This window comes from Streptomyces sp. NPDC043996, from assembly GCF_056435225.1.
The window spans coordinates 41,253-53,400 of sequence record NZ_JBWKEY010000017.1; the positions used below are offsets into that span (position 1 = coordinate 41,253).

At 71.2% G+C, this 12,148-nt stretch carries 9 protein-coding genes; 6 read left to right on the forward strand and 3 right to left on the reverse strand.

What is annotated here, in order from left to right:
- Nucleotides 1–565 precede the first annotated feature (565 nt).
- Both AC07A4_RS35205 and AC07A4_RS35210 read right to left on the reverse strand, forming a co-directional pair.
- Nucleotides 566–1,144, reverse strand: coding sequence for a methylated-DNA--[protein]-cysteine S-methyltransferase (locus tag AC07A4_RS35205; RefSeq protein WP_478606867.1), 579 nt, complete (start codon nt 1,142–1,144; stop codon nt 566–568).
- A 67-nt stretch (nt 1,145–1,211) separates the two neighbouring features.
- Complete coding sequence (locus tag AC07A4_RS35210) at nt 1,212–2,108, reverse strand: glycerophosphodiester phosphodiesterase (RefSeq protein ID WP_478606870.1); 897 nt, start codon at nt 2,106–2,108, stop codon at nt 1,212–1,214.
- A 275-nt stretch (nt 2,109–2,383) separates the two neighbouring features.
- On the opposite strand from AC07A4_RS35210, the gene AC07A4_RS35215 reads away from it, so the two are divergent.
- The 6 genes from AC07A4_RS35215 to AC07A4_RS35240 all read left to right on the forward strand — a co-directional run bounded on the left by AC07A4_RS35215 (nt 2,384) and on the right by AC07A4_RS35240 (nt 10,816).
- Complete coding sequence (locus AC07A4_RS35215; RefSeq protein WP_478606871.1) at nt 2,384–3,271, forward strand: MHYT domain-containing protein; 888 nt, start codon at nt 2,384–2,386, stop codon at nt 3,269–3,271.
- Nucleotides 3,272–3,312: 41 nt separating this feature from the next.
- Complete coding sequence (uvrB, locus tag AC07A4_RS35220; RefSeq protein ID WP_478606873.1) at nt 3,313–5,457, forward strand: excinuclease ABC subunit UvrB; 2,145 nt, start codon at nt 3,313–3,315, stop codon at nt 5,455–5,457.
- A 147-nt stretch (nt 5,458–5,604) separates the two neighbouring features.
- Nucleotides 5,605–6,183, forward strand: a complete 579-nt coding sequence (locus tag AC07A4_RS35225; RefSeq protein WP_478606875.1) for a TerD family protein — start codon at nt 5,605–5,607, stop codon at nt 6,181–6,183.
- A 76-nt stretch (nt 6,184–6,259) separates the two neighbouring features.
- Nucleotides 6,260–8,266: a TerD family protein gene (locus AC07A4_RS35230; protein WP_478606878.1), complete on the forward strand. Its 2,007-nt coding sequence runs from the start codon at nt 6,260–6,262 to the stop codon at nt 8,264–8,266.
- A 283-nt stretch (nt 8,267–8,549) separates the two neighbouring features.
- Nucleotides 8,550–9,560, forward strand: a complete 1,011-nt coding sequence (locus AC07A4_RS35235; protein ID WP_478606881.1) for a TerC family protein — start codon at nt 8,550–8,552, stop codon at nt 9,558–9,560.
- Nucleotides 9,561–9,715: 155 nt separating this feature from the next.
- The gene (locus AC07A4_RS35240; RefSeq protein WP_478606883.1) at nt 9,716–10,816 is read left to right on the forward strand and encodes a calcium:cation antiporter; all 1,101 of its coding nucleotides are present in this window, start codon (nt 9,716–9,718) and stop codon (nt 10,814–10,816) included.
- Nucleotides 10,817–10,859: 43 nt separating this feature from the next.
- Here the strand turns inward: AC07A4_RS35240 and AC07A4_RS35245 are convergent, their stop codons facing one another.
- Complete coding sequence (locus AC07A4_RS35245) at nt 10,860–12,122, reverse strand: MFS transporter (RefSeq protein ID WP_478607341.1); 1,263 nt, start codon at nt 12,120–12,122, stop codon at nt 10,860–10,862.
- Nucleotides 12,123–12,148 lie beyond the last annotated feature (26 nt).

A 12,148-nucleotide genomic window follows, 5' to 3' on the forward strand; every position in this document is an offset into this window, starting at 1 on the left:
GCGTACGGTCTTGGTCCGCCGGGCTCCGTTTCAGCCGACCCGCCGTTCCTGCTCCCGGCTCGTCGCTCCCGCTCCCGGCTCGTCGCTTTCGGTTCCGGTCTGCCGCGTACGGTCTTGGTCCGCCGGGCTCCGTTTCAGCCGACCCGCCGTTCCTGCTCCCGGCTCGTCGCTCCCGCTCCCGGCTCGTCGCTTTCGGTTCCGGTCCGCCGCGTACGGTCCAGACTCGCCAAACGCGTTTCGACCGGCTGCCGTGCCCGACACCGGCTCGCCGCTTCCGCTCCTGCCCGCCGCCTACAGTCTCGGCCCGCTGAACGCGATTCGACCGGCCGACCGGCCGACCAGTCGGCCGACCGCTTCCGCTCGCGACCCACCGCTTCCGCAACAGGCCCGCCCCTTACGGTCCCGTCCCACCGCGCCCCGTTTCGCCTGGCCGCCCCCGATCCGCGCTCACCGCCCCTGATCCAGGCACGCAGCCTTTCCGCCCCGGACCACGGCCCCGATCCTCGTCAACTGCCCGGCCCCGGCGCGCCGCCCCCCGTTCAGGCGCCCCGCCCAACACCCCCGCTCAGAACAGCGGCTCGGGCAGGACGCCCTCCAGTGCGAGCAGGCGCCGTTTCGTCTCCAGGCCGCCGCCGAAGCCGCCGATGCCGCCGTCGCTCTCGACGACCCGGTGGCAGGGCACCACGACCGGCAGCGGATTGGCGCCCATCGCCATGCCCACGGCCTGGGCCGCGCCGGGCTGGCCGACGCGGCGGGCGAGGTCCCCGTAGCCCACCACCGAGCCGTAGCGCACGCCGGTCGCCAGTTCGCGCAGCACCTGGCGGTTGAAGCCGGAGATCAGCGACCAGTCGAGCGGCAGCTCGAAGTCCTGTCGCTCGCCGGCGAAATAGGCCCGCAGCTGGCGTATGGGCTCCGCGAGCAGCGGGGACTCGGGCGCCTCGAGCGGCTCGGCGCCCAGACGGGAGCCGAGCCGCTCGACGGCCTGGTCGCGCACGTCGTCGGTGGCGTGGAAGACGACGTTGACCAGGCCGGTGCCGGTCGCGGCGAGCAGCAGCGGGCCGATATCGCTGGCGACGACGGCCCACACCGGGCCCGGCCGCGCGGCTCCCTGCTGTTCCTGCTCGGAGTGCCCCATGGCGTTCATGCGACCACCGTACGACCGGGCACTGACAACGCCGCCCTGGCGGCCCCGCCGGGGACGGTCCGACCGGTCAGTCGATCGCCGCGCGCACCACGTCCGGCTTGTTGGTGATGATGCCGTTCACCCCGAAGCCCGCGACCCGCTGGGCCGCCGCGGCCTCGTCGACGGTCCAGGTGAAGATCTCCAGCGGCTTGCCGTGCGGCCCCTTGAGCGCGTGGATCTTGTCGACGTACCCGGCGGAGATGGACGTGTACGTGGAGTTGATCTGGTCGGCGAACTTCGCGTACCGCGGCAGGTCGGCCACCGCGGGCGTCCCCAGGAAGCCGGTCTTGATGTCGGGCCGCAGGGCGTGCACCGCGCGCACGCTGTCCGCGCTGAAGCTCTGGATGACCAGCTTGTGCTTGACGTGGTGGCGGTCCAGCCAGCCGGTCTCGCGCAGCACGCGCAGCGTGTCCCGCTCGATGCCGGGGTACAGCTCGGGCTTCTTGATCTCCAGGACGAGCCGCTGGTGGTTGTGCGAGACCCGGTTCATGTACTGCGTGAGCGTCGGCACGCGCGCGCCCTTGTACTTCGGGCCGAACCAGCTGCCCGCGTCCAGCCTGGCGATCTCCTTCGAGGTGAAGTCCTTCACCTTCCAGGGGGCGCGCCCGGGGAAGACCTCTTCCACGTTGGTCGTCCGCTTCAGGTTGTCGTCGTGCACGATGACGAGCACGCCGTCCTTGGTCCGCTGGACGTCGTTCTCGACCCAGCGGAAGCCGAGCCGGTCCGCCTTGTCGATGGCGGCGAGGGTGTTCTCGGGGGCGTAGGCGGAGGCCCCGCGGTGGGCGACGACCAGCGGCCGGTCGTGCGCGGCGGCGCGGACCCGGGTCTCCTGGACGGCGGTTTCGGCGGCGGCGGTGGAGGGGAGGGCGAGTGCGCCCGCTCCCAGGAGGACGGCGGTCGTGGCTGCGGCAGTGCGTGCGGGCACGGCTTCTCCTCGCGTCATGAGCTCAGGGGATCACTGCGAGAATGACAGTCCACGGCCAACTACAGACAGGTGCAGGATGACCACAGACTGAACACCAGCCACCCATGTGAGGACCCCGCGCGCGGATGCCGTGTTTCTTTGCCGGAAAATCGTTCGTACGTTCCGGTTAGGGCCCTACTCTCACGTCAGCCGACGCTCCGTCACCTGGCCGTCGGGCGGGGGCTGACGGGGTGTTCCGGGACATTCGCGTACTACAGGCGGAAGGGCTAGCGCTCATGGAGGGCACGGTCGACGGCTTCAGCTACGGACTCGTCACACCCGCCGTCGCGTACCTCATGGCCTGCCTGGGAGGGGCGCTCGGCCTGCGCTGCACCACCCGGTCGCTGCTCGTCGCGCACTCCTGGCGGCCCGGCTGGCTCGCCCTCGGCTCGGCGGCGATCGGCTCCGGCATCTGGACCATGCACTTCATCGCGATGATGGGCTTCACCGTCAAGCAGACGCCCGTCCACTACGACCGCGTGACGACCTTCGCGAGCCTCGCCGTCGCCATCGTCATGGTCGGCATCGGGATCTTCATCGTCGGCTACCGGGGTGCCAGGGGAGCGGCGCTCTTCACCGGGGGCACGATCACCGGCCTCGGCATCGCCACGATGCACTACCTGGGGATGGCCGGTATGCGCCTGGGCGGCAGGCTCGAGTACAACACCCTCACGGTCGCCGCCTCCGTAGTGATCGCCGTCGTCGCCGCCATCGCCGCGCTGTGGGCCGCCGGGCAGGTCAGGGGCTTTCTGTGGAGCCTCGGTGCCAGCCTCGTCATGGGGCTAGCGGTGAGCGGCATGCACTACACCGGCATGGCCGCCGTGAGCGTCCACCTGCACAGCACCCCCAGCGTCACGCCCGGGGGCTCGTCCGCCGAACTGCTCGCGCCGCTTCTGATCGGCCCCCTGGCCTTCCTGCTGCTCGCGGGCGTGATCGTGATGTTCGACCCGCTGATGGTCCTTGGCAAGGCCGACCTCAAGGCCGCCGCCCGGCCCCGCACCCCCTCCGCCACCGTGCCGCGCTCCGGCGACCGCGCGTACGGGCACGTCAGCCGCAGGACCCCGGCGCGCCTCCCGCGCCGCAGCCGACGGAGGCCGAGCGCCCGCGCCCCGCAGAAGTGGTGAGCGGAGCGGCGTTGTCAGTGCGGGGTCGTACGGTGGATCCCATGCGGCCCGTATCGAAGATCGAACGCACGGTGGCACCTTTCGAGGTCGTCAGCCCCTATCAGCCCAGCGGCGACCAGCCGGCGGCCATCGCCGACCTGGAGAAGCGCATCCGCGCGGGCGAGAAGGACGTCGTCCTGCTCGGCGCGACCGGCACCGGCAAGTCGGCCACCACCGCGTGGATGATCGAGAAGCTCCAGCGCCCCACGCTCGTCATGGCGCCGAACAAGACCCTGGCCGCCCAGCTGGCGAACGAGTTCCGAGAGCTCCTGCCCAACAACGCGGTCGAATACTTCGTCTCGTACTACGACTACTACCAGCCCGAGGCGTACGTCCCGCAGTCCGACACCTACATCGAGAAGGACTCCTCGATCAACGAGGAGGTCGAGCGCCTGCGCCACTCCGCGACGAACTCGCTGCTCACCCGGCGCGACGTCATCGTGGTCGCCTCCGTCTCCTGCATCTACGGCCTCGGCACCCCGCAGGAGTACGTGGACCGGATGGTGCCGCTCAAGGTCGGCGACGAGATCGACCGCGACCAGCTCCTGCGCCGCTTCGTCGACATCCAGTACACGCGCAACGACCTCGCCTTCACCCGCGGCACCTTCCGGGTCCGCGGCGACACCATCGAGATCTTCCCGGTCTACGAGGAACTGGCCGTGCGCATCGAGATGTTCGGTGACGAGATCGAGGCGCTGTCCACGCTCCACCCGCTCACCGGCGAGGTCATCAGCGACGACGACCACCTGTACGTCTTCCCGGCGTCCCACTACGTGGCGGGCCCCGAGCGCATGGAGAAGGCGATCAACGGCATCGAGAAGGAGCTCGCCGAGCGCCTCGCGGAGCTGGAGAAGCAGGGCAAGATGCTGGAGGCCCAGCGCCTGCGCATGCGCACCACGTACGACCTGGAGATGCTCCGCCAGATCGGCTCCTGCTCCGGCGTCGAGAACTACTCGATGCACTTCGACGGCCGCGGCCCGGGCACCCCGCCGCACACCCTGCTCGACTACTTCCCGGACGACTTCCTCCTCGTCCTCGACGAGTCGCACGTCACCGTGCCGCAGATCGGCGCCATGTACGAGGGCGACGCCTCCCGCAAGCGCACCCTCGTCGACCACGGCTTCCGGCTCCCCTCCGCGCTCGACAACCGCCCGCTGAAGTGGGAGGAGTTCCAAAAGCGCATCGGCCAGACCGTCTACCTGTCGGCGACCCCGGGACAGTACGAGCTCTCCCGCTCGGACGGGTACGTGGAGCAGATCATCCGCCCCACCGGCCTCGTCGACCCGGAGGTCGTCGTCAAGCCCACCGAGGGCCAGATCGACGACCTGGTGCACGAGATCGGCAAGCGCGCCGAGAAGGACGAGCGGGTCCTCGTCACGACGCTCACCAAGAAGATGGCCGAGGACCTCACCGACTACTTCCTGGAACTGGGCATCCAGGTCCGCTATCTGCACAGCGACGTCGACACCCTGCGCCGCGTGGAGCTGCTGCGCGAGCTGCGGGCCGGTGAGTACGACGTCCTGGTCGGCATCAACCTCCTGCGAGAAGGCCTCGACCTGCCCGAGGTCTCCCTGGTGTCGATCCTCGACGCCGACAAGGAGGGCTTCCTGCGCTCGGGCACCTCGCTGATCCAGACCATCGGCCGCGCCGCGCGCAACGTCTCGGGCCAGGTCCACATGTACGCCGACAAGATCACCCCGGCGATGGAGAAGGCCATCGAGGAGACCAACCGCCGCCGGGAGAAGCAGATCGCGTACAACAAGGAGAGGGGCATCGACCCGCAGCCCCTCCGCAAGAAGATCAACGACATCGTGTCGGCGATCGCGCGCGAAGAGGTCGACACCGAGGAGCTCCTCGGCACGGACTACCGCAAGAGCAAGGAGGGCAAGGGCGCCAAGGCCCCCGTGCCCTCGCTCGGCAAGGCGGCGGCCGCGGCGCCCGCCAAGGCGGCCAAGAAGTCCGCGAAGGGCGCGGGCACCCCCACCGACAAGCCCGCCGCCGAACTCGCCGCGCAGATCGAGGAGATGACCGAGCGGATGCGCGCCGCCGCCGCGGACCTCCAGTTCGAGATCGCCGCACGGCTGCGCGACGAGGTGTCGGAGATGAAGAAGGAGCTGCGGCAGATGAAGGAGGCGGGCCTGGCCTAGCGGAACGCGGCCCGGCGTCGCGGTGTGTTGCAAGACCGACACAATGTCCCGACCGGGCTGCGGCGGGGTGGACACGGCTGCATAGGGTGATGGGGCGACTGCTGGAAGGCGGCGGTCGCCCTGGGGAGTTCGAGAAGGGGACAGCGCGTGACGGTCAACATGACCAAGGGCCAGGCCATCAGCCTGCAGAAGAACGACGGGGGCGCCCTGACCGCGGTGCGCATGGGCCTCGGCTGGAGGGCCGCGCCGCGCCGCGGCCTGTTCGGCACCCGCACCCGCGAGGTCGACCTCGACGCGTCGGCCGTCCTGTTCGCCGACAAGCAGCCCGTGGACGTGGTGTTCTTCCGCCACCTCGTCAGCGACGACGGCTCGGTGCGGCACACCGGTGACAACCTGGTCGGCGGCGCCGGACAGGGCGGCGACGACGAGGCCATCCTCGTCGACCTGCAGCGCGTCCCGGTCCACATCGACCAGATCATCTTCACGGTGAACTCCTTCACCGGCCAGACGTTCCAGGAGGTGCAGAACGCCTTCTGCCGCCTGGTCGACGAGACCAACGGCCAGGAGCTCGCCCGCTACACCCTGGACGGCGGCGGCCAGTACACCGCCCAGATCATGGCCAAGGTCCACCGCGCGGGCTCGGGCTGGCAGATGACGGCCCTCGGCAGCCCCGCCAACGGCCGCACCTTCCAGGACCTGATGCCGACGATCCTGCCGCACCTGTAGGACCGAATCGGCCGTTCCGGTTCGGCGATCACGTACGAAGGCCCGGTGAGGGGGCCGACAAGGGGGAACGAACGCGATGACGGCCGAGCTGGTCAGGGGGCAGAACCATCCGCTTCCCGGCACCCGCGTAGAAGTGCGGGTGTCGGCCGCCCAACCGGTCGTCGCCGGAGCCACGCTCAGCGACGACCAGCACCAGGTGCGCGGCACCTCCTGGGTGGCCCACCCGGGCACACCCACCCTGCCCGGGCTCGAAGTGCCCCGGCAGGCCGCGGCCAACCACCGCCTCGCCGTCGACCTCGACGCGCTGCCCGAAGCCGCCCACCAGGTCAACGTCCTGCTCTCGCTGCCCGTCGGAGTCCCGGGACCGGCCAGCTTCGGCGCCGTCGCCGCGCCCTTCGTCGCCGTCACCGGACTCGACGGCACCGAGATCGCCAGCTACACGATCACGGATCTCGCCGCCGAGTCCGCCGTCGTCGCCCTGGAGCTCTATCGCAGGCGTGGCGTCTGGAAGGTGCGCGCCGTCGGCCAGGGATACGCGGGCGGCCTCGCCGCGATGCTCGCCGACCAGGGCCTGCCCGAAGCCCAGGAGCTCGCGGGCGCCATCAACGAGGCGGTGGCCCAGGGCCTCGCCCGCTCCGTCGCCGCCCCGCCGCCCCGCCCCGCCGACGGCGCCCGGGTGCGGGCCGCCGCCCAGGGCCACCCCGGCCCCGGCCAGCACCACCCCGCCCCGCAGGGCGAGCCCGCCACCCCTCAGCCGGTCGCGCCGGTCCCTCAGCAGCCCGTGACGCCCGCGCCGCACCAGCCGGGCACCCCCGGCCCGCAGGGCTCCGGCGACAGCGCCCCGCCGCCCCCGCCCGGCGACGGCGGCCCCGTCGACTACACCCACCCGCGCCGCCAGACCAGCGCACCCCCGCCGCCCCCGCCCACCGCACCGGCGCCCGCGCCCGGCCAGCCCGCCCAGCCCGTCGCGGGCGACGCCACCGGCTGGTCGATGGAGGAGCGCCTTTACAACCAGGTCTGGGGCATGTTCGAGGACCTGGCCCGCACCGCGGCGGCGTACCGCAGCGCGGTGGACTTCGCCGACTCCCGTATGGAGCAGGAGCTCGACAAGGTCCTCTCCGACCCGCGCAGCCGCATCGGCGGCGCGGGCGACGCGGCCCGCGACGCCGCCCGCGCCAAGCACGGCGCCCTCGTCGACCAGGCCAAGGCCGCCCTCGACCGGGACCTCACCCAGCTCGCCGCCGAGTCGGAGGTCGTCGAGCCCGCGCTGCCCCCGGCCTTCGCCGACTGGTCAAGCCCCGTCTGGCACGCGTATCGCGTCCCCATGGAGATCCCGATGGCGCTGCGCCTCGGCGGCCTCCACCTGCCCGAGCGCACGGACCTGCGCGTCCCCATGCTCGTCCGGCTGCCCCTGGAGCGCGGCCTGTGGATCGACAGCGGCCGCTCCGGCCTGGACTCGCTCGCCGACGGCGACACCGTGCGCCGCCTCGCCCTGGACACCGCCGTCGCGCACGCCGCGCGCCTGCTCGCCGTCTATCCGCCCGGCGAGTTCACCGTGCACGTCATCGACCCGGCGGGCACCGGCGCGTCCGCACTCGCCCCGCTGGTGTCGTCCGGAGCGCTCGACGAGCCGCCCGCCGCCGGAGCCGCGGGCGTCAGCGGCGTCCTCACCAAGCTCACCCAGCGGGTGGACCTGGTGCAGATGGCGGTCCGCGGCGGCGTCGCCTCGTCGCTGCCGCCGGACCTGGACACGGGCGAGCACCTGCTCGTGGTCAACGACTTCCCGCACGGCTTCGACGACCGCGCCGTGACCCAGCTGCGGTATCTGGCCGACGAGGGCCCCGCCGTCGGCGTCCACCTGATGATGGTCGCCGACCGCGAGGACGCCCGGGAGTACGGCCCGCTCCTCGACCCGCTGTGGCGCGCGCTGATGCGTCTCACACCGGTGCCCGACGACCACCTCGCCGACCCCTGGGTCGGCCACGCGTGGACATACGAGCCGCCGCTGCCCCCCTCCGGCAGCCAGGTCCTGCACCGGGTCCTGGAGACGGTGGGCACGGCCCGGCGCACAGGCAGCCGCTAGCCGTGCGGCACGGGTGAGGGATGCGCGACGTCAAGTCGACTAAGTAACCTCGTACGCCCCTGACCTGCGTACTTGAGGACGGTTTGCCGTCCCCTTTACCAAACCTTGGTCTTTCGCGTACCCTGGTGTCAGCGGAGGGGAGTACTCCCGTACGCGACGTACCCGTCAATACGGACCGCCATCGGTCCCGGGGCGTCGGCCCGCGGCGCGGTTCAGCGCCCGGGTGGAAGAGACCTCCGGCAGCGACGACGCTGATCAGTAGCCGTACGAAGCCGGAGGCGCAGTGGACGTTTCTTTGACCCTGTGGGTGACGACCGTTCTCGGTCTGTGTGCCCTGATCGCGGTCGACTTCTTCATCGGGCGCAAGCCCCATGACGTGTCGATCAAGGAAGCCGGAACCTGGACGATCGTCTGGATCGTCCTCGCGGTGCTCTTCGGCCTCGGCCTGCTGATCGCGGGCGAGAGCCAGGCGTCCGGTGAGTTCTTCGCGGGCTTCATCACCGAGAAGTCGCTCTCCGTCGACAACCTCTTCGTCTTCATCCTGATCATGGCGAAGTTCTCGGTTCCGAGCCATCTCCAGCAGCGCGTGCTGCTGTTCGGCGTGCTGATCGCCCTGGTCCTGCGAGCGATCTTCATCGCCGCCGGCGCCGCTGTCATCGCCAACTTCTCCTGGGTCTTCTACATCTTCGGCGCGTTCCTGATCTACACCGCCTGGAAGCTCATCCAGGAGGCCCGCGCCGACGAGGAGGAAGAGGACTGGGAGGAGAACCGCCTCCTGAAGTCCATCGAGAAGAAGTTCGGCGTCTCGGACCGCTACGAGGGCACGAAGCTGTTCATCCAGAAGAACGGCAAGAAGATCATGACGCCCCTGATGGTCGTCATGCTCGCCATCGGCACCACCGACGTGCTGTTCGCGATGGACTCCATCCCCGCGATCTTCGGCCTCACCCAGGACCCGTACATCGTCTTCACCGCCAACGCCTTCGCCCTGATGGGTCTGCGTCAGCTGTACTTCCTCATCGGCGGCCTGCTGAAGAAGCTGATCCACCTGAGCTACGGCCTGTCGGTGATCCTCGGCTTCATCGGTGTGAAGCTGGTGCTGCACGCCCTGCACGAGAACGGCGTGCACGTCCCCGAGATCTCCATCCCGGTCTCGCTCGGCGTCATCTGCGGTGTCCTGGTCATCACCACGATCACCAGCCTCGTCGCCTCCAAGAAGCAGCAGGAGCGCGAGGCCGCCGAGGCCGCCTCCGAGGGCAAGGACGACGCCCCCAAGGACAGCATCGAGGCCTGACGGCCCGCCACGGGGCGCCTGAGCGCCCCGTGGCGCGTGCCTGATCGCGAACCACCCGGAAGCGGTGCACGGTCGTCGACGACCGTGCACCGCTTCCGCATAGAGGGGAACGTATGAAGTCGCGGCCCTCCCGCGCGCGGGGCAGCATCAAAGACATGAATCCCAGGCTCCGGGCCCTCGCCTCACGATGGACGACCGTCGTGCCCGCGCTCGGAGTCGTTCTGCTCGCCTTCACCTGGGGGCGGGACCTGTCCGGCGTGGTCGTCGCCGTGGTGACGGCCGTACTCGCCGGAGCCGTGCTCGCCGCGGTCCACCACGCCGAGGTCATCGCCCATCGGGTCGGCGAACCCTTCGGCTCCCTCGTGCTCGCCGTCGCGGTCACGATCATCGAGGTCGCTCTGATCGTCACCCTCATGGCCGACGGCGGCGACAAGAGCGCCACCCTGGCGCGCGACACCGTCTTCGCCGCCGTGATGATCACCTGCAACGGCATCGTGGGACTGGCCCTGCTCACCAGCGCCCTGCGCCACCGCGTGGCCGTCTTCAACCCCGAGGGCACGGGCGCCGCGCTCGCGACGGTCGCCACGCTGGCCACGCTCAGCCTGGTCCTGCCGACGTTCACGACGTCGAAGCCGGGGCCGGAGTTCTCCACCGCGCAGCTCACCTTCGCCGCGCTGGCCTCGCTGGTCCTGTACGGCCTGTTCGTGGCGACGCAGACCGTGCGCCACCGTGACTACTTCCTGCCGGTCACTCGCGAGGGCGAGGTCCTCGACACCGACGACCACGCCGAGGTCCCCTCCAGCCGCACCGCCCTGATCAGCCTCGGGCTGCTCGGCCTGGCGCTGATCGGCGTCGTCGGCCTCGCGAAGGGCGTCTCGCCGACCATCGAGTCCGGGGTGGAGTCCGCAGGCCTGCCGCACGCCGTCGTCGGCGTGATCATCGCCCTGCTCGTGCTGCTCCCCGAGACCATCGCGGCCGTCCGCGCCGCCCGCCGCGACCGCGTGCAGACCAGCCTGAACCTCGCGCTCGGCTCGGCCATGGCCAGCATTGGCCTGACGATCCCCGCCGTCGCCGTGGCGTCCGTGTGGCTGTCGGGACCGCTGGTCCTCGGTCTCAGCTCCACCCACATGGTCCTGCTCATGCTCACCGTCGCCGTCAGCACGCTCACCGTCGTGCCGGGCCGGGCCACGGTCCTGCAGGGCGGCGTGCACCTGGTGCTCTTCGCCGCCTACCTGGAGCTGGCCGTCACCCCCTGACGCGGCAGGGCTCGCCGGAGGCGCCCGTCGGCCGCCGTGCCGGTCACCCCGTGACCGGCACGGCCCGGGGCGAGGGCCGCGTCTCGGGCAACAGCGCGAAACACCCGAGGCTCAGCAGCCCCACCGCCGACAGATACGCGGCCACGCCCCAGGGAGTGCCCTCGCCGCGGGCCGCCGCCGTCGCCACGAGGGGTGTGAGCGCACCGCCGAGCACCCCGGCGAGGTTGTAGCCGACCGCGGCGCCCGTGCAGCGCACCCGCGGCTCGTACAGTTCCGGCAGATACGCGGCCACCACGCCGAACATCGTCACGAAGGCGACGAGCGCCACCAGGAAGCCGACGAACATCAGCAGCGGCTCGCCCGTGGCCAGGAGCCCCACCATCGGGAACATCCACAGCATGACCGCCGCGCAGCCGAGCAGGCACAGCGGCCGCCGTCCGTAGCGGTCCCCCAGATGGGCCGCGAAGGGCGTCAGGGCGCCCATGGCGACGACGGCCGCCATGATGCACGCCAGCATGACCGTACGGCTCACACCGAGCCGCTCCACGCCGTACGCCAGCGACCACGTCGTGACGGCGTAGAAGACCGCGTACCCGACGGCGAGCGCCCCCGCCGTCAGCAGCACGAGCCGCCAGTGCCCGCGCACCACCTCGGCGAGCGGCATGCGCGCGTGCTCCTCCACCCCGAGGAAGTCCGGGCTCTCCGCCAGCGACGCGCGCAGCGCGAGACCGGCCACCGCGAGAAGCCCCGCCGCCCAGAACGGAATCCGCCATCCCCAGGAGGCGAACTGCGCGTCCGTGAGCGTCGCCGAGAGCACCAGCATGATCCCGTTGGCGAGGACGAACCCGACCGCGGGCCCGACCTGAGGGAAGCTCGCCCACAGCCCCCGCCGCTCCGGCGGGGCGTGCTCGGCCGTCAGGAGCACCGCACCGCCCCACTCGCCCCCGAGGCCGACACCCTGCACGAACCGCAGCACGAGCAGCAGCAGGGGAGCGGCCACACCGATCGAGTCGTACGTCGGTACGCAGCCGACGGCGACGGTGGCGAGGCCCGTCAGGAGCAGCGAGACCACCAGGACGGGCCGCCGTCCGTGCCGGTCGCCCACGTGCCCGAAGACGACGGACCCGAGCGGCCGGGCCACGAAGCCCACGCCGAAGGTCGCGAACGCCGCGAGCGTCCCCGCCAGCGGCGAGAACGTCGGGAAGAACAGCGGCCCGAGCACCAGCGCCGCCGCGGTGCCGTAGATGAAGAAGTCGTAGAACTCGATGGCGGTCCCCGCCAGCGACGCGGCGGCGAGACGCGGCAGCGAAGGGCCCGATGGAGAGTCACTGG